Here is a 23,252-nt window from a genome sequence, read left to right on the forward strand (position 1 = left end):
TCTGCCGCCGGCCGGCGGGTACCGCAACCCCTCTCGGTCAGCTCCCCGGCCGGCGGATCACGACGGATAGGCGGTGGGCGAGGCGGAACCGGCCGCCCCCGGCCGGAACGAGGCCGGGGCGTGCAGCACGCGCGTCTGGGCGTACTCGGTGATGCCCTCGTCGCCGTACTCCCGGCCGTAGCCCGACCGCTTCACCCCGCCGAACGGTGCCCGCAGGGCCATGCCCGTCCGGTTGTGCGTGTTGACGAAGACGAAGCCGGCCTCGATCCGTCCGGCCAGCGCGAACGCGCGCTCCTCGTCGGCGGACCAGACGGAGGCGCCGAGCCCGAGATCGCCGGCGTTGGCCCGCGCGACGAGGTCGTCCTCGGCGGTGTAGGCCAGCACCGGCAGGGCCGGCCCGAACTGCTCCTCGGCCACCAGCGGCGCGTCGTCGGGCAGGCCGGCGACGAGCACGGGCCGCACGAAATGGCCGCCGTCCCAGTCGGTGTCCGGGGCGACCGTCCCGACGGGATGGACCCGGCCGCCCCGCTCGACGGCATCCTCCACAAGGGACTCGACACGGGCGGCGGCCTGCTCCGTGATCACCGGGCCCATCGTGACGCCCTCGGCGAGCGGATCGCCGACCCGCAGCAGACCGGCCGCCGCCTCGGTGAAGGCGGCGACGAACTCCTCGTGCCGGGCGGCCGGCACGTAGACCCGCTTGGCGGCCATGCAGACCTGCCCGCTGGTCGCGTACGCGGCCATGACGAGGCGGCGCATCGGCTCCGCGGACAGGTCGGCGTCGGGCAGCAGCAGCACCGGATCGTTGCCGCCGAGTTCCAGCACGCACGGCGTCGTCTGCCCGGCCGCCGCCGCCGCGACCAGCCGGCCCGCCGCCGAACCGCCGGTGAAGGCGACCTTGTGCACGCCCCGGTGGCCGACCAGCGCGGCCCCCGTGTCCCCGTCGCCCTGCACCACCTGCAGCACGCCTTCGGGCAGCCCCGACGCCATGATCTTCATGACCGCCTCGACGGCGAAGGGCGCCAGCGGCGACGGCTTCACGACGATCGCGTTCCCGGCGGCCAGGGCGGGGCCGACCTTGAGCATCGTGAGGATCACCGGGGCGTTCCACGGGGTGATGGCGGCCACCACCCCGTAGGGCGAGCGCCGCAGCAGCAGCCGGCCGAGGTCGTCGTCGGTCACCCGGTCGGCGAGGACGGCCGGCGCGCGCCCGGCGACCCAGCGCAGGAACGTGAGCGCGAAGCCGATCTCGCCCGCGCAGTCGGCGCGTACCTTGCCGGTCTCGCGGGCCATCAGGGTGGCCAGTTCGGCGATCTTCGGCTGGACCAGGTCGGCGGCGGTGGACAGCAGGGCGCACCGCTCCGCGGTCGCCGTCGCGGTCCAGGCCCGCTGCGCGTACCCGGCGAAATGGACGATGCGCTCGATCGCGGCCGGCGGCGTCACGCGGACGGTGCCCACGAGCTCGCGGGTCCGGGCGGGATTGAAGCGCGAGATCACGACGCCGCCGGCATCGAGGCAAGCATCGACGAGCGCAGCAGGGACGCGCGGGCGCGCACCGGGTCCGCCGCGACCGCCCGCCACTCGTCGAGGTACGCGCGCCGCTGCCCGGGATCGGCGGCGGACAGCCGCTGGTAGTTCTGGTGCGAGACGGTCTGGACGTAGTCCAGCGCGGTCTTCCTGCGGCGGTCGGCGGCGGCGAAGACGTCGTCCCCGCAGGCGCCCGGATCGGCGATCGCGCGGGCGTACGCCATCGCGTCGTGGATGCCGGAGTTCATGCCGAGCCCGCCGAGCGGGTTGTTGACGTGCGCGGCGTCCCCGGCCAGCAGCACCCGGCCGGCCCGGAAGTCCGCCGCGACCCGCTGGTGCACGCGGTAGATCGTGGTGTGCGCGATCCGCCAGGGCCGCCCGGGATCGGCGATGGACCGCAGCCGTCCGTCCATCCGGGACAGTTCGGCGTCGTCCTCGGTATCGCCCGGGGTCGGCAGCAGCACCCGCCAGTGGTCCGGCGTGCGCAGCAGCACCGACCAGTCCACCGGATCGAAGACGTAGTTCACGGCGGCCAGGTCCGGCAGCATCTCCGTCAGGTCTTCGTCGGTCGACGCGACCAGGAAGCGCTCGGCGTACGTCATGCCCTCGAAGGGGAGGCCCAGGCTCCGTCGGACGGCCGAGTGCGCTCCGTCGGCGGCGACGACCCAGTCCGCGTGATGCGTGCCCGTTCCGGTGTGGACGGTACCGGTGGTTTCAACGGCGGTGACCGGGCGGCCGAAGCGTACGTCGCCGCCGGCCTGGAGGATCGCGCCGAGCAGGATCGGGGTGAGCTTCGACTGCTCCAGCTGTACGCGGAACGGATAACGGGTGTCGCCCGCCAGCAGCCCGAGATCCAGGGTCGCCACGTGCCCCTCGGCCCGGTCCCGGTACGCGAACGTCGGCGCCCGCAGCCCGCGCCGCAGCACGTCCTCGATGACGCCGAGCTCGTCGAGGATCTCCAGGGTCGGCGGGTGCAATGTCGACGCGCGGGACTCGGCGGCCAGGGACTCGCCGGCCTCCAGGACGAGGACGTCCACGCCCCGGCGCAGCAGGGCCAGGGCGGCGGCGAGCCCGACCGGCCCGGCCCCGACGACGATCACCTTCATGATCTGCCTGCCTCGGTCGCGTAGCGGGCGTCGAGAGCCAGCGCCTCGTCCTGCCCGACGAGATCCGTGAAGTCCCGCCACGGCAGGCGTTCCCGCGTGACGCGGCCGGTCGCGGCCAGGCTCTCGTAGACGTCGCGGGCCGCGGCCAACGCAGCGAGCAGCGGCGCGACCGGATGCAGGATCAGGCGTACGCCCGCCGCGGCCAGTTCGGCGTCCCCGGCGACCGGGCGCGGGCCCGCCGCCTCGGAGCGGTTGACGACGAGGGGGGCACCGGTCGCCTCGTGCGCCCGGGCCAGGTCGGCGGGATCGTCGACGCCTTCGAGGAACACTGCGTCCGCCCCCGCCGCCGTGTACGCGACCGCGCGCTCGATCGCCTCGGCCAGCCCGTGCTCGGAGTAGGCGTCCGTGCGCGCCACGATGACGAGACCCGTACCGGCCTCGGCGACCGCTCTGATCTTGCGGGCGGCCGCCACGACCCCGATCAGCTCCTTGCCGGCGAGGTGCCCGCAGCGCTTCGGCTGCACCTGGTCCTCCAGATGCAGACCGGAAACACCGGCGGCGGCGTACCGGCGGGCGGTCCAGACGGCCTGCAACGCGTCGCCGTAACCGGTGTCGGCGTCCGCCAGCAGCGGCCGCTTCCGCAGGTGGGGCACGATCGCCGCGGCCCGGGCGGCGATGTGCGTGCCGTGGACGTAGCCGAGATCGGGCAGGCCGAGGTCGAGGGCCGCGCAGGCCGCCCCGGACAGGTGCGCCGCGTGGTGACCGGCCCGCACCGCGAGCGCCGCCGTCGGCGGGTCGTACACCCCGGGCAGGTGGGTGACCGTATCGGCGGCCAGCAGCGTACGCAGGCTCATGCGGACCGCCCGTGCAGCGCGAAGCCGCCCTCCACCCCGATCACCCGCGCGTTGGTGAAGAAGCGCAGCGTCTCCGCCGTACCCTCCTCCGACAGGCCGGACAGTCCCCAGGCCGGTCGCGGCGTGAACAGGTGCAGGCTCATGATGCTGGAACCGTTGACCTTCACCTCGCCCGCGCGTACGCGTCGCGCGACGGCCAGCGCCGCGTCCTCGTCGGTGCCGAGCACGTACGCCTCCAGCCCGTAGGGCGTGCCGTTGGCGAGGGCCACGGCTTCGTCGACGGTCGCGTACGCGTGCACGGCGGCCACCGGTCCGAAGATCTCCTCGGTCGTCGCGGCCGGATCCGCCCCCGTCACCAGGGCCGGACTGAGATAGTTGCCCGCCGCCGGTACGCGTACCGGCGCCAGCACGGTCCCGCCGAGCCGGTCGCGGGCGGCCGCCACGGCCGCCCTGTGTCCGGAGTGGACGAGCGGCCCGAAGTCGGTGGCGGGGTCGAGGGGATCGCCGACGGCCAGGCCGCCCAGCCGGTCGAGCACGGCCGCCACGATCTCGTCGTGCCGGTCGGCGGGCACGATCAGCCGGCCGAGCGCCCGGCACCACTGGCCGTTCAGCGTCGTCAGGAGGTCGGCGGCGGCCCGCGCGGCCGCGCCGGTGTCCGCGTCCGGCAGCACGATGAGCGGATTGTTGCCGCCGAGTTCCAGCTGCACCGGCTTCATCCCGGCGGCGCAGGCCGCGGCGACCGCCCGGCCGCCCGCGAGGCCGCCGGTGAACGAGACGGCGCGGACGCGGTCGTCACCCACCAGCCGGGCGCCGGTCGCCGCCGCGCCGTGGACGAACTGGAACACCCCGGCCGGTACGCCGCATCCGCGCAGCCCCTCGTCGATCGCGGTCGCCAGGAGTTGACTGCCGTAGGGCGCGTACTCGGACGGCTTGAGGATCGCCGGGCAGCCCGCGGCGAGCGCGTTGGCCACCTTGTGCGCCGCCATCGGCGCCGGGGCGTTCCAGGGCACCAGGCAAACCGCCGGGCCCCAGGGCAACCGTTCGATGTGGACGGTGCGGCCGTCTTCGCGTACCGCGGTGGTGGCCGTCCAGCCCTCCCGCAGCTGGGCGGCCGCGAGCCGGAAGGCGCCGCCGAGGATCACCGAGAGGATCGCGGTCTGCCGGACCGGGACCCCCGTCGCGTACGCCTCCCAGGTGGTGATCCGCTCGGCCGCGGCCTCGACGGCGACGGCGACCGCGTCCAGGACCTCGGCCCGCTCGGCGGCCGGTGTGCCCGCCCAGGTCTGAACCGCTGCGGCCTGGGCGAGCGCGGCCTCGACGCGGTCGTCCGGGGTCACGGCGATGGGCCGCAGCGGCTCGCCGGTGGCGGGGTTCTCGAGGATCGGGCCGTCCCCGGCGGGCGCCTCCCGCCACACGCCGGCGACGAGATCGGCGGCGGGATCCGGCACCATCACCCCGGCCACCGGATCGGCGGCGGGATCCGGCGAGGTCATCGAGCCACGCTCGCGAACAGGTCGTTGGCCCGGTCGGCGGTGACCATCGCCGCGACCTCCAGCCGGCCGCGCTCGGGCGGGAACGTCATGACGAGCCCCATGGCGAGGTCGCGCAGCGCCCGGCCCATCGTGCCGTGCATGGTCGCCCCGGACGTGCCCGACGCCTTGAACGCGCCCATCGCGACGGCGAAGGCGTTCTCGCAGATGGACCCCTTCGCCATCCGCCACTGCTGGTAGACCTCGTTCTTGGGTACGAGCGGCGGCTCGGACGTCTCCAGTTCCAGCTGCCGGCGCAGCCACAGGTACGCCGTCTGCAGGTTCTCGGTCATGTCGCCGATGATGACCTGGTGCATCGGGCTCTCGGCGATCGGGCGGCCGGTGTCGGCGAACGTCTTGGCGGTGAGCCGCTGCAGGGTCTCGTCGTAGACGCCCTGCGCGCAGCCGACGTAGACGGCGGTGATCGCGAGCTGGTTGCCGACGAAGCTGCCCCGGCTGCACTGGAGCATCTTCACGAACGCCCCCGGCACGGTCAGCGCGTCGGCCGCCGGCACCCAGACCTGGTCGAGCGTGATGCCGTGGTTGGCCGAGCCGCGCATGCCGAGCCCGTCCCAGGCCGGTCGGGCGGCCACGCCGGGCGCCTGCCGCGGCACCAGGAACAGGGCCAGGCCCTCGGCGGTCGTGGTGCCGTCGACGCGGGCGGTGACCAGGTAGGTGTCGGCGACGCCGGTGGCGCAGCCGAACGACTTCTCGCCGGTGATCAGCCAGCCCTCGGCACCGTCGCGTGTGGACGGCGTGGCGGTGGTCGCGATGGCGATGTTCGCGCTCGCGCTCTTGACCGCCTCGCTCGCGAAGTTCGCCAGCCACGTACCGCCGGCCATCGTCGTGAGGACCTTTTCGGCGAACGCGCGCACCGTCGGCACGTCGGCCGGGTCGAACAGGCCCGCGTCGATCGCCTCCAGCGGCAGCAGCCCGCGCGAGGCGCTCGTGTTGTGGAAGAAGTACGCCAGCGCGGTGGACGGGCACGCGGTGCCCATCGCGTACGTGGCGGCGGCCAGGTCGCGCAGGGTACCGCCGAGACCGCCGAACTCCTGCGGCACCACCAGCCCCAGCAGCCCGGCGTCGCGCAGCAGCGCCACGTGCTCCACCGGGAAGACCCCGTCCGCGTCGGCCCGCTCGGCCGCCGCGCGCAGCGCGGGCAGCACCTGCTCGACGCGCCGGGCCCGGTCGCGCTCGGCGTCGGTCATGTCCCCGACGAGACGTTCGCCGGTCAGCCGGTCACTCATCGTCGCCCACTCTCCGTTCGGCTTTCCAACTCTGGGTTTTCGGCGTCTGGGGTTTCCACGCAGGCCACACCGAGCTGGCGCGCCAGGTGGGCCAGGTCCGCGGCGGCGAGCAGGCCACCGCCCGCGTCCCGGGCCGCGTCGAACCGGCTGACCCCGCTCTTCATCGCCACGAGCGCGTTCACCAGGCCGAGACGGTGGTGACCGTGCAGGCGTACGCGCAACTCGTGCGGGCGTACGCGGACGACGGCGTCCTGCAGGACTCGGCGTACCTGCAAGGGGGAGGCGGGAGTCTCCTCGGCGCAGCCGATGCGCACACCGGGGACGGCCGCCAGCGCGTCCAGCGTGGCGAGCACGTCGGCTTCGCGATCGGGGTGGAACGCGTCGGCCACGTAGACCGTGCGGCCGGCCGCTGCGGCGGCGGCGGCGGCCGCCTCGCCCGGCGCGTACACCTGCAGGAGCGGTGGATCGGCGAGGGTGAGCACGATCTCGCCCGGCAGCGGGTCGGCGAGCTGCCCCCAGGACCGCGAGTGGAACAGCAGCGGCGCGGTGACGCGCGGTATCCCGGCGTCCAGCACGCGGCCGACGAAGATGGTGTGGTCGCCGCCCGGGTACGCGTGCTCGACCGTGCACTCCAGCCAGCCGGTGGCGTCGGCGAGGACCGGGCAGCCGGTCGGGCCGGTCAGCCAGGACAGGCCGGCGAACCGGTCGGTGCCGGCGGGGTGCTGGCCGGCGAAGCGGCGGCCGACCTCGGCCTGGTCCTTGCCGAGGAAGCTGACGGCGAAGGCGCCGCGCGCGGCGATGAGCCCGCGGGTCGGCAGGTGGTTGCCGAGGCACACGGAGACCAGCGGCGGATCGAGGCTCACCGAGGAGAAGGAGCTGGCGGTCATGCCGTGCGGGCGCGGCCCGGCGGGCTCGTTCGCTACGGTGGTGACCACGGCGACGCCGCTCGGCCACTGGCTGAGCACGGTACGCAGGTGCGTGCCGTCCACCCGGATCACCCGCCGCTCGCCGGTTCGGAGTATCGTTTCGCATAAGGAAACACTGTTACCGTGAAGGTAACGACATCGGCCGCGCCGTGTCAACGCCCCCGAGGGTCGCGTACGCGCGCCGGTGCGGGCTCTAGACTGGCGCGAAGTCAGCTGAGGAGGGGACGTGGCGAGCACTACAACCGCCAGGACGGCGTCCGGCGGCCGGGCCGCGAAGGCGACCGCAGCCCGGGACGCGTCCGGTCGGCCGGCGGCCGCGGAGGACGACGGGGACAGCGGATCGCGCTCGATCGCGGCCGTCGAACGGGCGATGGACGTGCTGCTGCTGTTCGGCCGCAGCGGCCAGCCCGACCTCGGCGTCACCGAGATCGCCACCGCGCTCGACCTCACGAAGGCCGCGGTTCACCGCATCCTCACCGCCCTGCGCAGCCGCGACCTGATCACGGTCGACCCCAACACCCGCCGGTACGCGCTCGGCCACGCGGCGATCGCGCTCGGCCGGGCGTACCTGGCCCGGACCGACCTGCGGGCCATGGCCGCGCCGGAGCTGCGGCAGCTGTCGGCGACGACCGGCGAGACGGCCACGCTGTCGCTGCGCCGGGGCGACACCCGGCTCTACGTCGACCAGGTGGTGCCGGACCAGGAACTGCGCATGGAGGTCGCGCTCGGCATTCCGTACCCGCTGCACGCGGGCGGCTCGTCCAAGGTGTTCCTCGCCTTCGGCACGGAGTCCGATGTGGACGCGTACCTCGAACGGCATCCGCTGACCGCGGTGACCGAGAAGACCGTGACCGACCCCGCCAAGCTGCGCAGGCAGCTGGCCGCCATCCGCAAGCGCGGCTACGCGACCTCGGCCGGCGAGCGGCAGATCGGCGCGGCGTCGATCGCGGCGCCCGTCTTCGACCACGACGGGCACGTGGTGGCGGTCCTGTCGGTGGCCGGCCCCGCCATGCGCTTCCAGCACGAGGACGACACCCTGGCCGAAGCCGTCGTCGCGGCGGCCGGCCGGGTCTCGGCCCAGCTGGGCCACATCCCGGCCTGATCTTCCCGCCACCAGCACCAGCACCGGCACCCGCACCGGCACCCGCACCCGCGCCAAGATCCCGCTTGGATCAGGTTTTCGCACGTAATCTTGGTCCAAGATTCGGGTGATTTCCCTGATCCAAACGGGATCTTGGCGGGGGCGGGGGCGGGGCGGGCCGCTGGGCTCAGTGGGCGGCGAAGACCGTGGTGACGTCGGTGTCGAGGGCGTCGCCGAGACCGTAGACCCAGGCCTGGCCGACGACGTCGCCGAGCTGCGCCCGCAGCCAGTACGCGCTCCACCGGGCGACGGTCTCCACGGAGACCGCCTGGTCGAGCGTCTGCGCCGACAGGTCCGGCCGGGCGCCCGCCGGATTCTGGGTGTTCGTGATCCCGTAGTGGTTCGCCCCGCCGACGAGGACGTAGAGCTTGGGCGGAGCCTGCACGCTCTGGTACGCGGCGAGCCCGGCGGCCGGGGCCGCGATCCCGTCGGCGTCGCCCTGGACCAGCGCGACGGGGACGGTGTTGGCGATGACCGGCGCGCCTCCCGCGTTGGCGCCGTAGAACGCCGCGCCCTTCAGCTGGACCGGGGCCGGGGTCGGGACGGCGCAGAACGGCGGGGTGCACAGGCCGGTCGCCAGGCTGAGCCCGGCGGCCCCGCCGAACGAGTGGCCGAGCAGCAGCAGCCGGCCCGCGTCGAGCTGCCCGAAGAGCGGCGAGCCGGTCCGGGTGTTCTCGGCACCCGCCCAGGCCACCGTCCACGCGGCCTCGTCGCCGGTGGCGTACAGGCCGGGCTGGCCGTAGAGCACCTGGAAGTGGTCCGGCACCACGACCGCGAAGCCGTAGCCGGCGACCTTGGCCGCGAACTGGGCGTACTGCGCTCGGCCGACGTTGGCGCCCTGCAGGAGCAGCACCACCGGCCACGGGTCGTGGGCGACCGAGGTCTGCGGTGCGTAGACGTCGGCGGCGTCGCCGTTGACGCTCGTCGTGTACGTCTGCACCGAGTGGTACGCCGCCTGCGCCGGGGCCGGGACCGCGATCGTTCCCGCGACGACGGCGGCCAGTGCGGCGACGGCCACCAGAATGCGCCTGGACGTTTCCTTCAGTGAAACACTGTTTCTCATAGCGAGACATCATGAGAGTCGATGTGGACGGTAGTCAATGCCTACAGGTGTGCGAAGGGCTTCAGGACGCCCAGCGCGGCGGCGGCCAGGACGCTGATCCAGATGCCCCACACGTACGGCAGGCAGCCGTCGATGGCGCGTTTCATCGCCCGCTCGCCGTCCGGTGTGGAGCCCGAGGTCATCAGGGCGCCGAACGCCGCGCCGAACGGCCGCAGGGTCAGCCGGATGCCGAGGCCGCAGGCGATCGCCACGGTGTAGAGCAGGAGCTTGGCGCCGAGCCAGCGCGGATTCGTGTCCACCCCGAACGGCCGCGCGGCGGCGAGGGTGTACACCGCGGTGGCGCCGAGGGCGGCGACCAGCGTGATGCGGATCGTCCAGTCGGCCCGGCGTACCCAGGGGCGGCGGCCGGGGTGGTGGTGATCGGAGATCGTCGCCGCGAGCCACGCTCCGGCGAACAGCCATACCGCCACGACGACCGGCCACGCGAACGGGTCGAGGCCGAAGGCCCGGGCGCCGTGCGGGTCGAGGGACATCAGGGTGATGCCGCTCGGCAGGAACAGGACGAGGCAGATCTTCGGGCCGAGGTCCAGCCCGCCCATGATCTTCAAGGCCGTCGCGCGGGCCGCCGGCGGCAGGTCCGGCTTGAGCACGAACCGGCTCGACCAGAACACGCCGAGGTCGCCGCCGAGCCAGAAGACGAACAGGACGAGGTGCAGCAGAATCCACCAGCCGTGCGCGTGAGGTCCCATCGCGTAATGGAAACATCGGTTCGCTGTGAGAAACAAGCTCTTGACGGGCGGTCTCGCCGGTGGCTAGCGTCGCCGCATGGCCGGCCGCTACTTCGAGGACTTCGCCGTCGGCGACGTGTACCAGCATCCGCTCGGCCGCACGGTCAGCGAGGCCGACAACACCTGGTTCACGCTGCTGACGATGAACACCAACCAGAACCACTTCAACGCCCCGTACGCGCAGCGCGCCCCCTATGGCCGCCTCATCGTGAACTCGGGCCTGTCGGTGGCGATCGTGCTCGGACTGTCCGTGTCGGACATGAGTCAGAACGCGATCATGAACCTGGGCTGGGAGCAGATCACGCTGACCCATCCGGTGTTCGTCGGCGACACGTTGTTCGCCGAGTCCATCGTGACCGCGGCCCGCCCGTCGGCCAGCCGCCCGTACGCGGGGATCGTCGGCTGCCGTACGCGCGGGCTGAACCAGGACGGCGACGAGGTCATGTCGTGGACGCGGACGGTGATGGTCTACCGGCGGGACGCCCCGCACGACAAGGGCGTGTTCCCCGTGGCGAAGACCGGTCCGCTGGAACTCCCGCCGGTCCGGGGCTGACCGTGCGCCTGGACTTCCAGCCGTGGGGCGAGACGCTCGCCGAGCTGTCCGACGCCGCCCGGCGCGCGGAGGCGGCCGGCGCCGGTGTCGTGTGGGTGCCCGAACTGCACCGCAGCGCGATCGTCGCCGCGGCCGCCATCGCCGTCGCGACGACCTCCGTCGGGATCGGCACCGGGATCGCCCTCGCCTTCGCCCGCAGCCCGATGGTGACCGCCCTGAGCGCGCTCGACCTCGACGAGCTGAGCGGCGGCCGGTTCCGCCTCGGCCTCGGCGCGGGCGTACGCCGCCTCAACGAGTCCTGGCACGACGCCGTCTTCGAGCCGCCGCTGACCCGGATGCGCGATACGGTCGAGATCGTCCGGCGGGTCGTGGCGCTGGCCCACACCGGCGACCCGATCGTCCATAGTGGATCGCGATCGATCTCCGTACGCGGCTGGCGGCGACCCTACTCACCGGCGCGGCCCGCGATCCCGGTGTACCTCGCCGGAGTCGGACCGGCCATGACCGCGCTCGCGGGCGAGGTCGGCGACGGCTGGCTGTCCCACGAGCTGTGCCCGCCCGACGTCCTGCGTACGCGCATCCTGCCGAGGCTGTCGGCGGGGGCGGCCCGCTCGGGCAACCGGCCCGAGGTCGTGGTGTCCGCGTGCTGCTCGGTCGACCCCGATCCCGGCCGGGCGCTCGACCGGGCCCGGTCCACCGTCGGCTTCTACGCCGGGGTGCAGAGCTACGCGGAGCTGTTCGCCGCGTACCCGGACGAGCACGCGGCAGCCGTGACGGCCCTGCGGTCGGGTACGCCCGCGGAGGCCCTCGGTCACCTGGTGTCCCGCGAAATGGCGGCGGCCTTCACCCTCAGCGGTACGCCGGACGAGGTGGCCGCGCGGCTGTCCGCGTACGAAGGAATCGCCGACGCCGTGAAGCTCTCGCCGCCCACCTACGGTCTGCCACCCGAGGAGATCCGGGCCGCGCAGGACCGGCTGATAGAACTGCTGGGAGGACTGTCGTGAGACCGCTGGCCGATGTCCGCGTGGTCGCCGTCGAGCAGTACGGCGCCGGGCCGTTCGGCAGCCTGCACCTGGCCGACCTCGGCGCCGACATCATCAAGATCGAGGACCCGGCGTCCGGCGGGGACGTCGGCCGCTACGTGCCGCCGTACGCCGACCGGGACGCCGACGGCGAGGACTCGCTGTTCTTCGAGACCTTCAACCGCAACAAGCGCTCGCTGAGCCTCGACCTGACGACGGCGGCCGGCCGGGAGGTGTTCGGCGACCTCGTCCGCACCGCCGACGCGGTCTACTCGAACCTGCGCGGCGACGTGCCGGCCAAGATGGGCCTCGCGTACGCCGACCTCGCGCCGCTCAACCCGCGCATCGTGTGCTGCTCGCTGACCGGGTTCGGGATGACCGGGCCGCGTTCGGCCCAGCCCGGCTACGACTACATCCTGCAGGGCATCGCGGGGTGGATGGACCTGACCGGTGAACCGGACGGGCCGCCCGCGAAGTCCGGACTGTCCCTCGTGGACTACTGCGGCGGCCTGGTCGCGGCGATCGCCCTGCTCGCCGGGGTGCACGCGGCCCGGCGCGACGGAGTCGGGCTCGACTGCGACCTCAGCCTCTTCGACACCGCGATCGGCCTGCTCACCTACCCGGCGACGTGGCACCTGAGCGCGGGGTTCACGCCGGTGCGTACCGCGCGGTCGGCGCATCCGTCGCTCGTCCCCTTCCAGGTGTTCCCGACGGCCGACGGCTGGCTGGTGGTGGGCTGCGCCAAGGAGAAGTTCTGGCGGCGCCTCGCGGACGTCCTCGACCTCCCCGACGACCCCCGGTACGCGACCTTCGCCGGCCGCCGCGAACACGCCGCCGAACTGCTGGCCGGGCTCGAAGAACGGTTCCTCACCGGCACCTCGGCCCAATGGCTGGACCTGCTGACGGCCGCCGGCGTCCCGTGCGGACCCGTGAACGACGTCGCCGCCGCGCTCGCCGATCCGCACACGGCCGCCCGGGGCATGATCGTCGAGACCGAACACCCCCGCTACGGCCGCGTACGCCAGGTCGCCTCGCCGGTCCGCGTCGGCGGCCAGGCACCCGAGTACCGCCGGGCGCCCCGGCGCAACGAGGACTTCGCCGCGATCACCGGGGACCTGCTCGGCTACGACAGCGCCCGGATCGCCCGGCTGACCGGCGAGGGGGCCTTCGGTGCCTGACCTGCCTGAAGCGCCTGACCGGTCTGAACCGCCTGACCGGCCTGGACCGCCCGACCGGCCGGACCCGGCCGCCGCGCTCGCCGCCTGGGCGGCCGGGCTGACCTACGCCGATCTCCCGGCCGAGGTCCGGGCGGCGGCTTCGCGGCATCTGCTCGACGGACTGTCCTGCTGGGCGGCCGGGCGTACCACCCCGGCGGCGTCGGCCGCGCGGCAGGTGGCGGATGGTCTCGGCGGGCCACCCGAGGCGACCCTCCTCGGCTCGGGCACGCCGGAAGCCCTCGCGTCGCCGGATGGGCGCGGGCAGCCGAGACGGGTGGGGGCGCCGGCCGCCGCGTTCGCCACCGCCGTCGCCATGCACGCCCTCGACTTCGACGACACCCACGCGGGCGGCCTCGTGCACGCGACCGTCGCCGTCGCCCCGGCCGCGCTGGCCGTCGCCGAGCAGTTCTCGGCATCGCGTACGGAGTTCGTGGCCGCGTACGTGGCGGGAGTGGAGGTGGTCTGCCGGCTCGGGGCCGCGGCGCCGCACGCGTTCCACAGCCGCGGAGTGCATGCCACGTCCGCCTGCGGGACGATCGCGGCCGCCGTCGCCGCGGGCAGGCTCGCCGGGCTCGACGCCGCCGGGCTGACCGCCGCCATCGGCATCGCCGCCAGTGGCTCCAGCGGCCTGCTCGAATTCCTCCACTCGGGATCGTCGACCAAGCAGCTGCACCCGGGGTTCAGCGCGTACTCGGGGATCCTCGCGGCCCGGCTCGCGGCCGCCGGGTGCACCGGCCCGGCCGCGCCGCTGACCGGGCGGGCCGGGCTCTTCGCCGCGCTCGCCGGGGCCACTGCGGATGAGGATCGGCTCGCGGGTGGCCTGGGCACGCGATGGGAGGCGGCCCGCATCACGATCAAGCCCTACGCCGCCTGCCAGCTGAGCCACGCCGCCGTCGACGCCGCGTACCGGCTGCGCGGTCGGATCGCCGTCGCCGACCTGGCGAGCCTGTCGATCGCCCTGCACCCGGACGCGCTGCCGATCGTGGGCGGCACCGCGGCGCCCGCGGACGCGTACGCCGCCAAGTTCTCCGCCGCCTGGTGCGTCGCCGCGATGCTCCTCGACGGAACACTCGAACCCGACTGCTTCGCGGCCCACGACCGTCCCGACGTCCTCGCGCTCCTTTCCCGCGTACGCGTGGAGCCGCGACCGGCACCGACGGTGGCCGCCGACGCGCCCGGCCGGATCGTCGCCACGCTGACCGACGGCCGGACCGTCACCACCGAAGTCGATCGCAGCGGCGGCGGGCCGGACGATCCCGGCGCCGCCGACCTGGTGCGCCGTAAAGCGATCGGTGCCTTCGGGCCCGGCCGGGCCGCCCGGCTGTCGGACGCGCTGGACACCGCCGCCACGGTGGCGGAGATCGTGAGGAGCCTCGGATGACCTTCGCCCATCACCCGGCGACCGGCGGCTATGCGCAGCTGAGCGGTGTCGCTGTTGCGGACGTCGTGCATGTCGCCGAATACGTCACGCCCGCGGCCGACCCCGCCGCCGTGGCCGCCGACCGGGTCGCGTTCCTCGGCGGCCACCGGGTGCCCGTGTCCCGCATCCCCGTACGCGGCTTCCCCGGCAGCGCTGAGGCGTATCGAGTCGGGCTCTCGGCGTACGCCGGCGGTGGTCTTCTGATCGACGTGGACGGTGAGATTCTCCGCGAGGCCGGTGGGATCGTGCATCTGCCTTCGCTGTGGACGGCGGCGGGGGAGTTCCGCGACCAGTACCGGTGGTGCCTGGAGCGGGCCGGACAGCTGCTCGCGGGAGCGGGCCTCGACCTGCGCTCGTTGGTCTCCACTGTGGACTACACGGCGACCGCCACCCGCGGCGAGTACGCGCGCTGCGGCCGACCGCGCCGCGACCTGCTCGGCGACGGGCCGGTGCATCCGGGGGCCGCCGGGATCCTCGCCGACCATCCGCTGGCACCGGGCGCGCACGTGGCGCTCGACGTGCTCGCGGCGCGGGGCGACCTGCGGGCCGTGAACCCGGGCTGGGACCGGTACGACACGCTCACCTACAAACCCGCGGTGGTGGCCGGGCGGGAGGTCTTCGGTTCCGGCTTCGGCGCGCTCGACCCGGGTACGCAGCTGGCCGTGCACGCGGGCGACCTGCTCGCGCAGGCGCGGTTCGTCTACGACAACATCGCGGCGGTCCTCGCGGCGGCGGGCGGAGCACGGGCGGTGGCGCTCGTCGAGTACGTGACCCCCGCCGGCGCCCCGGATTACGGCGGCCTAGCGGCGCTGCGCCGGGAACGCTTCCCGGACGCGGCCGTGACGTCGGTGGTCTGCGACGGGCTGCTGCGCCCGGAGTTCCTGATCGAGGTCGTTCCCCGGGCGGTGCTGCCGTGAAGCTGCTGACGGAAGAGCTGCGGGCCGAGATCGGCCGGGAACTCGTCTACACCGCGCCGGAGGAGCTCGGCGCGGCGTCGATCCGCTACTTCGCGCTGGCCGTGGGCTCGACCCGGCCCGAGTACGCCGGACCGGACCCGATCGCGCCGCCGACCCTGATCTGCGAGACCAACCAGTACGCCGGCCGGACCCCCGACGCCGACGGGTACGCCGGCCACGGCTGGGACCTCGACGTGCCCGGCACCCGCCTGGTCCGGGGCGGCAACCGGTACGAGTTCCATCAGCCCGCCCGCGCCTCGGACGTCCTCACGGTGACGTGGCGGCTGTCCGGCATGGACGAGCGCGTCACCGGCGCCGGGCAGGCGATGCTGGTCGTCACGTCGACCGCGACCTACCGGAACCAGCACGGCGACCTCCTCGCGGTGAACACCGAGACGCTGCTGTACGTGGCGGTGGCCGCATGATGGCCTTCACCCGGGACTGGGCGCTGACCCCCTCGACTCTCGTGGCCTACGCCGGGGCGACCTGGGACTGGCACCGCCTGCACCACGACGCGGCGTACGCGGCCGGGCGCGGGCTGCCCGCCCCGATCGTGGACGGCCAGATGTTCGGCGCGCTCCTGGCCGAGCTGGTCCTCGGCTGGGCCGGGCCCGGCGCCGTGCTGCGCTCGCTGCACCTGCGCTTCGCCGCCCCCGTGTACGCCGGCGAGACGGTCCGCTGTACCGGCCAGGTCACCGCGGTGAACCTGGACGTGGTGTCGGTGGACCTCCGCGTGGAGGTACCCGCCGACGGCCGGATCGCCGTCCGCCCCGCCGGTGCCGAGGTCGGGCTCGCGTCGGCGGACCGGCTCGCCCGGCTGCGCCTGCTGACCTCGACCGGGGAGATCCTCGGGTGAGCGCGGCCGTCGTCTCCACGGCCGGGCGGATCTGCCCGCGGACCCGCCTGCGGACCTGTTCGCGGGGACGGGAGCTGGCGGTATGAGCGTCGCCGTCGTGGGGGCCGCCGAGTGCGACCTCGGGCGGACCGGCCGGTCGGCGCAGCACCTGCTGGCCCAGGGGGTCGGCCGGGCGCTCGACGACGCCGGGCTGTCGCCGTGCGACGTCGACGGCCTGGCGACCACCGGGCTCGGCCGCTTCCCGGCCACGCAGCTCGCCGACCAGCTCGGCATCCGTCCCGCGTGGACGGACTCGACCGCCGCCGGCGGGGCGGTGTTCGAGATGTACGTCGCCCGGGCCGCGCAGGCGATCGAGGCCGGCCAGTGCTCGGTCGTCGTGATCGCGTACGCGTCGAACCAGCGGTCGGCCCGGTCGCGGTCGATCGGCGGCGCCTACGATCCCGCCACGCCGGAAGCCCAGTTCGAGCAGCCGTACCAGCCGCTCTGGCCGCTGTCCTACTACGCGCTGCTGGCTCAGCGGTACCTGCACACCTACGCCCTCGACCGGTCCGACCTGGCGTCGATCGCCGTGCGGGCGCGCGCGTACGCCCGGCTCAATCCGGCCGCCTTCCGGTACGCCGAGCCGCCGCTGACCGTCGACGACGTGCTGGGCGCGCCGATGGTGTCGTCGCCGCTGGGCGTCCTGGACTGCTGTCTCGTCACCGACGGCGGCGGGGCGATCGTGCTGACCTCGGCCGCCCGCGCCCGGCATCTGCGCCGGGAGCCGGTGCTCGTCCTCGGCTACGGGGAGGCTGTGACGCACAGCGCGATGGCGAGTCCCGACGACCTGCTCGCGACCGGGGCGGCCGAGGCGGGCGCCCGCGCGTACGCCCGGGCGGCCCTCGGACCGGCGGACGTGGACGTCGCGCAGATCTACGACGCGGCGACCGTCAGCGTGCCGCTCGCCCTGGAGCAGCTCGGCTTCTGCGCGCCCGGCGAGGGGACCGCGTTCACCGGCGTCCCCGTCAACACCACCGGCGGCGGGCTGTCCTACTGCCATCCCGGCCAGCTCGGCGTCCTCCTGCTCGTCGAGGCGGTACGCCAGCTGCGCGGGGAGTGCGGGGCGCGGCAGGTCGCCGGGGCGCGTACCGCGCTGGTGCACGGGATCGGCGGCATCGGGTCCAGCCACGCGACCGTCCTGTTGGGAGTCCGCCCGTGACCGAAGACGAGATCCCGGTGGACGAGGTCACCGCACCCTGGTGGGACGCGACCCGCGACGGCCGCCTCCTCCTCCAGCGCTGTACGCGCTGCGCCTGCGCCCAGCACCCGCCCCGCCTGTTGTGCACCGCCTGCGGCGCGGGCGACCTGTCGTTCGAGGAGGCGACCGGCACCGGCATCGTCGACTCCTTCACCGTCGTCCATCGTGCTGCCGTACCGGGGACCGCCGTTCCGTATGTGCTCGCGCGCGTACGCCTCGCCGAAGGCCCGATCCTGCTGACCCACCTGACCGGCACCGCCGAGCCGCACTGCGACCAGCCGGTACGCCTCGCCTGGCGACCGCTGCCCGACGGCCGGCGCCTGCCGGTCTTCCACCCCGACCCGGAGAGCCCATGGACTTCGAGCTGACCGAGGAACAGAAGCTGTTCCGCGACACGATGCGCGTGTTCGTCGACCGGGAGATCCGGCCGGTCGCCGCGGAGTGGGAGGCGTCCGGCCGCTATCCCGAGGAGATCGTCGCGACCATGCGCGAGCTCGGCCTGTTCGGGCTGACCGTGCCGGAGCGGTTCGGCGGGCTCGCCGTCGACCTCGTCTCGTTCGCGATCGTCTTCGAGGAGATCTCGAAGGCGTGGATGGGCATCGCCGGCATCCTCGGCAGCCACTCGCTGTCGTGCTGGCTGCTGGCCCGGCACGGCACCCCGGAGCAGCAGGAGCGTTACCTGCCCGACCTCGCCGCCGGCCGCCGCCGGACCGGGATCGCGCTGACCGAGCCGGACGCCGGCACCGACCTGCAGGGCATCCGCGCGACCGCCCGCCGCGACGGCGACGACTACATCCTCGACGGCCGCAAGACCTGGATCACCAACGCCCGGCACGCCGACCCGCTGCCCGTGCTCTGCAAGACCGACCCCGCCGCCACCCCGGCGCACAAGGGCATGTCCGTCCTGCTCGTCGAGGCCGGCACGCCGGGCTTCGAGGTGCTGCGGGACCTGCCCAAGCTCGGCTACAAGGGCACCGAGTCCTGCGAGATCGTCTTCGACGGCGTACGCGTACCGGCCGCGAACCTGCTCGGCGGCGTCGAGGGCCGGGGCATGCAGCAGGTGCTCTCCGGACTGGAGATCGGCCGGATCAACGTGGCCGCCCGCGCGCTCGGCATCGCCCAGGCCGCCTACGACGCCGCCCTCGCGTACGCCGGCCAGCGCGAAGCGTTCGGCCAGAAGATCGGCGAGTTCCAGGCGATCCAGTTGAAACTGGCCGACATGGCGATGCGGGTGCAGTCCTCCCGCCTGCTGGTGCACTGGGCGGCGAGTCGCGCGGACGCCGGTCACCGCGTCGACCTCGAAGCCGGCATGGCCAAGGCGTACGCGTCCGAGGCGGCGGTCGAGTGCGCCCTGCTGTCGATGCAGGTGCACGGCGGCTACGGCTACTCGCCGGAGTTCGGGGTCGAGCGGCTCTACCGCGACGCCCCGCTGATGATGATCGGCGAAGGCACCAACGACATCCAGCGCATCGTGATCGCCCGGGCGCTGCTCGGCGGAAAGGGCCGGATCGGATGAGGTCGGCGCTCTACGTACCGGGCGACGCCCCGGCGAAACTGGCCAAGGCCCTCGCCTCCGGAGCCGACAGCCTGATCATCGACCTGGAGGACGCCGTCCCTCCCGCAGCCAAGCAAGACGCCCGGTACGCGGTCGCCGCCTTCCTCGCCACCGTCACCGACCCCGCCCCCCGCCTCTGGGTACGCGTCAACCCCGGCCCCGCCGGACTCGCCGACGCCGAGGCGGTCGCGGGACCGTGGCTTTCCGGCATCTGCCTGGCGAAGACGGAGACCGCCGACGAACTCCGCGCTCTGAACGAGGTGCTGACCCGGGCCGAGGAACTCGTCGGTCTGACCCCCGGCCACGTCAAGGTCTCGCCACTGATCGAGTCCGCCGCTGCCTTGCTGCGGGCGTTGGATTTGGCCGGGGCGCCTCGCGTACACCGGATGCAGTTGGGGGAGGCGGATCTCGCGGCGGATCTCGGCGTGACGCCCGGCCCGGACGAACTGCTCTACGCCCGGAGCCACGTGGTGGCGGTGAGCGCCGCGGCGGGCCTGGCGCCGCCGCTCGGGCCGGTGTCGACCGACTTCCGCGACCTCGACCGGCTGCGAGAGTCTTCCGAATCCCTGCGCCGCTTGGGTTTCCAGGGGCGGGCCTGCATCCACCCGGCGCAGCTGCCGGCAGTCCACGAGGTGTTCACGCCTTCCGCGGAGCAGGTCGCGGCAGCCCAGGACGTCTTGGACCGGCTCGCGGCGGCGGGCGGAGGAGTGGCGGTGGACGCCCACGGCCGCTTCATCGACGAGGCCGTGGCCCGGTCGGCCCGCCGCCTCCTCGCCCTGGCCCCACCCACGCCCCTCGCCCCTTGATCAGGTGATGCGTATACGTCGAAAACGGCCTTCTGGCGACGTATACGCATCACATGATCAAGGAAAGCCGATCAAGCTGCCACGGTGAGCCGGGCGATGTCCCCAGCGCTGCCCCCGCCCAGTGTCAGCGACGCCAAGGCCGCCGCCTGCTCGTCGGACAGGGCGGCCGCGTTGGCGCGGAACTTCCGTGTGAGCTCCGCGGCGCTCAACGGATAGCCCGCACTGCCCCGCGAAGCGTCCACCCGATGCTCGAAGACCGCGCCCGAGAACGTCCGGACCCGCAGCACCCCCGCGAACGCGGTCGGAAAGAGCGAGGTCGCGACCGGGTCCGCGTAACACCGCACCCGTTGCGCGAGCGTCACCGCGGCCGGGTTCAACTCCGCGAAGTCGCTGGAGGAGACCCCCAGCCCGCCCCCGCCGAGCAGGGCGACGGCGACCGTGTAGGGCCCGGAGAACTTCCCGTGGTACCCGCTGCGCGGCGACGCCTTCTCCGCGGCTGGTTCCGCGATGGTCCGCAGCACCGGCTCGGCCACGCCCAGCTCTATGGAGTCCACATCGGATGCCGAGAGTCCCCGAGCCCGGAGGGCGAGCGCGCAGTCGATCCCCGGGTGGGTGAAGTGGTTGGCCGGATACGGCTTGAACACCGTCCGCTCGACCTCCCAGCGCGTACCGAGGTCGCCGAGCAGGGCGTCCTCGTCGTACCAGCCACCGGTGTAGGCGGCGAAGAAGCCGAAGCGCCCTTCGAGGACGGTCGGCGGTCCGGTGAGCCCCTCGGCCGCCAGGAGGGCCGCGGTGACCGCCGCGTGCGCCGCCCAGCCGCAGTGCGCCTTCTTGATCAGCCCGCCGGTCCGGTTGGCTTCGATCAGCCCCGCTCCCATGCTCGCGGCCACGCCCATCGCGTCCGCGACGCCGTCCGCGCCGAGGCCGTACAGCAGCGCCGCGGCGGCCGCCCCGCCGATCGTGCCGCAGATCGAGGTGGCGTGCAGGCCGCGGTCGAAGTAGATCGAGTTGCGCTGTTCCGGGTCGTATCCGGCCAGGCCCAGCCGGTTGCAGATCTCGATGCCCGCCGTGGCCGCCGCGATCAGGTCCGCGCCGCTCGCCCCGGTCGCCTCGGCGGCGGCCAGCGCGGCCGGGACCACGCCCGCGCTGGGGTGCAGCACCGACGGCAGGTGCGTGTCGTCGAAGTCGAGCGCGTGCGCGAGCACTCCGTTCACCAGCGCCGCGCTCGGTGCGGGCAGCCGGTCGCCGAACCCGACCACGGTCGCTTCCGGCGTACCGGCCAGGCGGCGGGTCGCGCGCAGGGTGGCGAGGGCGGCCGGGTCGTCGGCGGCCGCCAGGCACAGCCCCAGGATGTCCAGGATCCTCCCGGGTACGCCGAGCGCCGGCACCCCGTCGTCCCGGCAGCCGACGGCGAACGCGGCCAGGTCCTCGACGGCCGTCACGGCAGGACCGCCAGCGGGCGTACCGGGGAGCCGGTCGCGCCGACGATGGGCAGCGGGTTCAGCACCAGCAGCAGCTCCCGGGCGCCGGAATCGAGCAGGGGAGCGAGGTTCATGGTCTCGACGATGTTGATCCCCGCCTCCACGAGCAGTACGCGGTGCGCCGGCAGCAGCGCGTGCCCCTTCCCGGCCGGGATGCACTCGAACGCGATGGTCTCCCCGCCGACGGCGACCGGCCGGTGGGCGGCCAGCCAGCGGGCGCCCGCCTCGCCGGGGCCGGGCGTACCGTCGCGCTGGCCGATGAACGCGTCGTGCTCCGACCAGCGCCGCGACCAGCCGGTGCCGATCAGCAGGACGACGCCGGGCTCGATGTCCACACCGGCCGCCGCCGCGTCGAGGTCGGCGGGCGTGATCTCGTAGCCCGCGGGCAGGACGTCGACCCCGCGCGCGGCGGCGACGTCGAGCAGGACCGCCCGGCCGACGTAGGGCGGGAAGGTGTCGATGCCGAGGTCGCTGAAGCCGAGGTGGCTCTGCAGCCCGGCCGCCGCCACCCCGCCGTACAGCAGTCCCTCGTGCGACACGTGGGCGAGCGCGTCGACGTGCGTACCGACGTGGCCGCCGGTGACCACGATCTCGTTCGCGGCCGATCCGCCGTCGGGCCGGCTCAGGTCGCCGTGCCGCCGTTCGAGCGCCATCCGGAACGGCGGATGGTTCGGCGACTGCGGCATCCCTCTGCGCATCGGCTGGGCGAGGTCGAGGATCGTCTTGCCGCGCAAGGCTTCCCAGAGCATCAGATCACTCCCCGCGTACGCAGCCGGTCGAGGTCCTCGCCGGACAGCCCGAGCGCGCCGAACACGGCTTCGTTGTCGGCCCCTCGCGGCCGGCCGGTCCAGCGGATCCCGCCCGGCGTACGCGACATCCGGTAGAGCAGGTTGGGCATGCGTACCGGCCCGAGCACGGGATCGTCCACGGTGGTGATCGAGTCCCGGTACGCGAAGTGCGGGTCGGCGAACACGTCGGCGATGTCGTAGATCGGGGCGACGGCCGCCTGGGCCTCGTCGAAGGCGGCGAGCACCGGTCCGAGGTCCCGCTCGGCGACCCAGGCGGCGACGTGGCCGTCGAGCAGGTCGGCGTGCTCGGCGCGGCCGGCTCCGGTGGCGAACCACGGCTCGGCGACGACTTCGGGGTGCCCGACGAGCCGCAGTACCCGTTCCGCGATGGCCTGGGCGCTGGTGGAGACCGCCACCCAGCGCCCGTCCCGGGTGCGGTAGGTGTTGCGGGGAGCGTTGTTGACCGACCGGTTGCCGGTACGCCGCTGCACGCGCCCGAGCTGGTCGTAGACCATCGCCTGCTGGCCGAGGACGCTGAGCATCGGCTCGACGATGGCGAGGTCGATCACCTGGCCGGTCCCGCCGCGGGCGTCCCGGTGATAGAGGGCGGTGACGATCGCCTGGGCGGCGGTCAGTGCGCTGATCCCGTCGGCGAGGCCGAACGGCGGCAGGGTCGGCGGCCCGTCCGGCGCACCGGTGATAGCGGCGAATCCGCTCATCGCCTCGGCCAGCGTGCCGAAGCCGGGCCGGTGCGCGTACGGGCCGGACTGGCCGAACGCGGTGATCCGCGCGACGATCAGGCGGGGGTTGGCCGCCAGCAGCACGTCCGGGCCGAGACCCCAGCGCTCCAGGGTGCCCGGCCGGAAGTTCTCGATGAGGACGTCGGCGCCGGACAGCAGGCGCCGCAACAACTGCGCACCGTCCGGATCGGACAGGTTCAGCGTGACGGTCTTCTTGTTGCGGGCCAGCGACGTCCACCACAGCGGTACGCCGTCCTTCGCCGGACCGTGCCCGCGCGCGGGATCGCCCTTCGCCGGATGCTCCACCTTGATCACGTCCGCGCCGTAGTCGCCGAGGATCGTGGCGGCGAGGGGCCCGGCGAACAGCGTGGCGGCGTCGACGACGGTGATGCCGGAGAGCGGGGCGGGCATGCGGGAAGGGTAACGGGTCTGTCGGCAAA

23 protein-coding genes are annotated in these 23,252 nt (G+C 74.0%); 12 read left to right on the top strand and 11 right to left on the bottom strand.

All coding sequences use genetic code 11. The annotated features are described in order from the left end of the window. Window positions 1–57 precede the first annotated feature (57 nt). The 6 genes from G401_RS0115235 to G401_RS52765 are packed head-to-tail and all read right to left on the bottom strand — an operon-like array spanning window position 58 to window position 7,252. The gene (locus tag G401_RS0115235) at window positions 58–1,497 is read right to left on the bottom strand and encodes an aldehyde dehydrogenase family protein (RefSeq protein WP_027343177.1); all 1,440 of its coding nucleotides are present in this window, start codon (window positions 1,495–1,497) and stop codon (window positions 58–60) included. Next, complete coding sequence (locus G401_RS0115240; RefSeq protein WP_034591728.1) at window positions 1,494–2,633, bottom strand: FAD-dependent oxidoreductase; 1,140 nt, start codon at window positions 2,631–2,633, stop codon at window positions 1,494–1,496. The genes G401_RS0115235 and G401_RS0115240 overlap by 4 nt, the downstream gene beginning before the upstream one ends. Beyond that, on the bottom strand, window positions 2,630–3,487 hold the full coding sequence (locus G401_RS45910) for an isocitrate lyase/PEP mutase family protein (protein WP_034591730.1): 858 nt from the start codon (window positions 3,485–3,487) through the stop codon (window positions 2,630–2,632). Before G401_RS45910 ends, G401_RS0115240 begins: the two co-directional genes overlap by 4 nt. Beyond that, a complete protein-coding gene (locus G401_RS0115250; RefSeq protein ID WP_245601726.1) occupies window positions 3,484–4,980 on the bottom strand; it encodes an aldehyde dehydrogenase family protein in 1,497 nt (498 codons plus the stop codon). Before G401_RS0115250 ends, G401_RS45910 begins: the two co-directional genes overlap by 4 nt. Then, window positions 4,977–6,263 (bottom strand): acyl-CoA dehydrogenase family protein, encoded by a 1,287-nt coding sequence (locus tag G401_RS0115255; protein ID WP_027343180.1) that lies wholly within the window; start codon window positions 6,261–6,263, stop codon window positions 4,977–4,979. The genes G401_RS0115250 and G401_RS0115255 overlap by 4 nt, the downstream gene beginning before the upstream one ends. After that, a complete protein-coding gene (locus tag G401_RS52765; RefSeq protein ID WP_169734196.1) occupies window positions 6,260–7,252 on the bottom strand; it encodes a flavin reductase in 993 nt (330 codons plus the stop codon). The genes G401_RS0115255 and G401_RS52765 overlap by 4 nt, the downstream gene beginning before the upstream one ends. Before the next feature lie 163 nt (window positions 7,253–7,415). On the opposite strand from G401_RS52765, the gene G401_RS0115265 reads away from it, so the two are divergent. Continuing rightward, a complete protein-coding gene (locus G401_RS0115265; RefSeq protein WP_027343181.1) occupies window positions 7,416–8,291 on the top strand; it encodes an IclR family transcriptional regulator in 876 nt (291 codons plus the stop codon). A 166-nt stretch (window positions 8,292–8,457) separates the two neighbouring features. On the opposite strand, the gene G401_RS45920 is transcribed toward G401_RS0115265, so the two are convergent. Together G401_RS45920 and G401_RS0115275 are read right to left on the bottom strand one after the other, a co-directional pair. Further along, entirely contained in the window at window positions 8,458–9,348 is an 891-nt protein-coding gene (locus tag G401_RS45920; RefSeq protein WP_051366695.1) for an alpha/beta hydrolase family protein, read from the bottom strand. 86 nt (window positions 9,349–9,434) lie between these two features. Continuing rightward, window positions 9,435–10,142 (bottom strand): hypothetical protein, encoded by a 708-nt coding sequence (locus G401_RS0115275; protein WP_027343182.1) that lies wholly within the window; start codon window positions 10,140–10,142, stop codon window positions 9,435–9,437. 76 nt (window positions 10,143–10,218) lie between these two features. Between G401_RS0115275 and G401_RS0115280 the strand changes: the two genes are divergently transcribed. The 11 genes from G401_RS0115280 to G401_RS0115330 all read left to right on the top strand — a co-directional run bounded on the left by G401_RS0115280 (window position 10,219) and on the right by G401_RS0115330 (window position 19,803). Further along, window positions 10,219–10,734 carry a MaoC family dehydratase gene (locus G401_RS0115280; RefSeq protein WP_027343183.1) on the top strand — a complete coding sequence of 172 codons (516 nt, stop codon included), beginning with the start codon at window positions 10,219–10,221 and terminating at the stop codon, window positions 10,732–10,734. Window positions 10,735–10,736: 2 nt separating this feature from the next. Beyond that, the gene (locus G401_RS0115285; protein ID WP_027343184.1) at window positions 10,737–11,738 is read left to right on the top strand and encodes an LLM class flavin-dependent oxidoreductase; all 1,002 of its coding nucleotides are present in this window, start codon (window positions 10,737–10,739) and stop codon (window positions 11,736–11,738) included. Beyond that, entirely contained in the window at window positions 11,735–12,934 is a 1,200-nt protein-coding gene (locus G401_RS0115290) for a CaiB/BaiF CoA transferase family protein (protein ID WP_027343185.1), read from the top strand. Before G401_RS0115285 ends, G401_RS0115290 begins: the two co-directional genes overlap by 4 nt. Continuing rightward, window positions 12,927–14,354, top strand: a complete 1,428-nt coding sequence (locus G401_RS45925) for an MmgE/PrpD family protein (protein ID WP_051366696.1) — start codon at window positions 12,927–12,929, stop codon at window positions 14,352–14,354. Before G401_RS0115290 ends, G401_RS45925 begins: the two co-directional genes overlap by 8 nt. After that, the gene (locus G401_RS54735; protein ID WP_051366697.1) at window positions 14,351–15,310 is read left to right on the top strand and encodes a RidA family protein; all 960 of its coding nucleotides are present in this window, start codon (window positions 14,351–14,353) and stop codon (window positions 15,308–15,310) included. The genes G401_RS45925 and G401_RS54735 overlap by 4 nt, the downstream gene beginning before the upstream one ends. Then, window positions 15,307–15,774, top strand: coding sequence for an FAS1-like dehydratase domain-containing protein (locus tag G401_RS0115305; RefSeq protein WP_027343187.1), 468 nt, complete (start codon window positions 15,307–15,309; stop codon window positions 15,772–15,774). Before G401_RS54735 ends, G401_RS0115305 begins: the two co-directional genes overlap by 4 nt. Further along, entirely contained in the window at window positions 15,771–16,205 is a 435-nt protein-coding gene (locus G401_RS45930) for a MaoC/PaaZ C-terminal domain-containing protein (protein ID WP_064741771.1), read from the top strand. The genes G401_RS0115305 and G401_RS45930 overlap by 4 nt, the downstream gene beginning before the upstream one ends. Before the next feature lie 82 nt (window positions 16,206–16,287). Continuing rightward, window positions 16,288–17,403 (top strand): thiolase C-terminal domain-containing protein, encoded by a 1,116-nt coding sequence (locus G401_RS0115315; protein WP_027343188.1) that lies wholly within the window; start codon window positions 16,288–16,290, stop codon window positions 17,401–17,403. Next, complete coding sequence (locus G401_RS45935; RefSeq protein ID WP_034591733.1) at window positions 17,400–17,810, top strand: Zn-ribbon domain-containing OB-fold protein; 411 nt, start codon at window positions 17,400–17,402, stop codon at window positions 17,808–17,810. Before G401_RS0115315 ends, G401_RS45935 begins: the two co-directional genes overlap by 4 nt. Continuing rightward, complete coding sequence (locus tag G401_RS0115325) at window positions 17,795–18,958, top strand: acyl-CoA dehydrogenase family protein (RefSeq protein WP_027343189.1); 1,164 nt, start codon at window positions 17,795–17,797, stop codon at window positions 18,956–18,958. Before G401_RS45935 ends, G401_RS0115325 begins: the two co-directional genes overlap by 16 nt. Continuing rightward, window positions 18,955–19,803, top strand: a complete 849-nt coding sequence (locus G401_RS0115330; protein WP_027343190.1) for an HpcH/HpaI aldolase/citrate lyase family protein — start codon at window positions 18,955–18,957, stop codon at window positions 19,801–19,803. The genes G401_RS0115325 and G401_RS0115330 overlap by 4 nt, the downstream gene beginning before the upstream one ends. A 71-nt stretch (window positions 19,804–19,874) precedes the next feature. Here the strand turns inward: G401_RS0115330 and G401_RS0115335 are convergent, their stop codons facing one another. The 3 genes from G401_RS0115335 to G401_RS0115345 are packed head-to-tail and all read right to left on the bottom strand — an operon-like array spanning window position 19,875 to window position 23,223. Then, window positions 19,875–21,245, bottom strand: coding sequence for an MmgE/PrpD family protein (locus G401_RS0115335; protein ID WP_027343191.1), 1,371 nt, complete (start codon window positions 21,243–21,245; stop codon window positions 19,875–19,877). Further along, complete coding sequence (locus G401_RS0115340; protein ID WP_027343192.1) at window positions 21,242–22,033, bottom strand: cyclase family protein; 792 nt, start codon at window positions 22,031–22,033, stop codon at window positions 21,242–21,244. Before G401_RS0115340 ends, G401_RS0115335 begins: the two co-directional genes overlap by 4 nt. Then, on the bottom strand, window positions 22,033–23,223 hold the full coding sequence (locus tag G401_RS0115345; protein ID WP_027343193.1) for a CaiB/BaiF CoA transferase family protein: 1,191 nt from the start codon (window positions 23,221–23,223) through the stop codon (window positions 22,033–22,035). The genes G401_RS0115340 and G401_RS0115345 overlap by 1 nt, the downstream gene beginning before the upstream one ends. Between the last annotated feature and the right edge of the window lie 29 nt (window positions 23,224–23,252).

It is taken from the genome of Hamadaea tsunoensis DSM 44101, assembly GCF_000428945.1.
GTDB classification, from domain to species: domain Bacteria; phylum Actinomycetota; class Actinomycetes; order Mycobacteriales; family Micromonosporaceae; genus Hamadaea; species Hamadaea tsunoensis.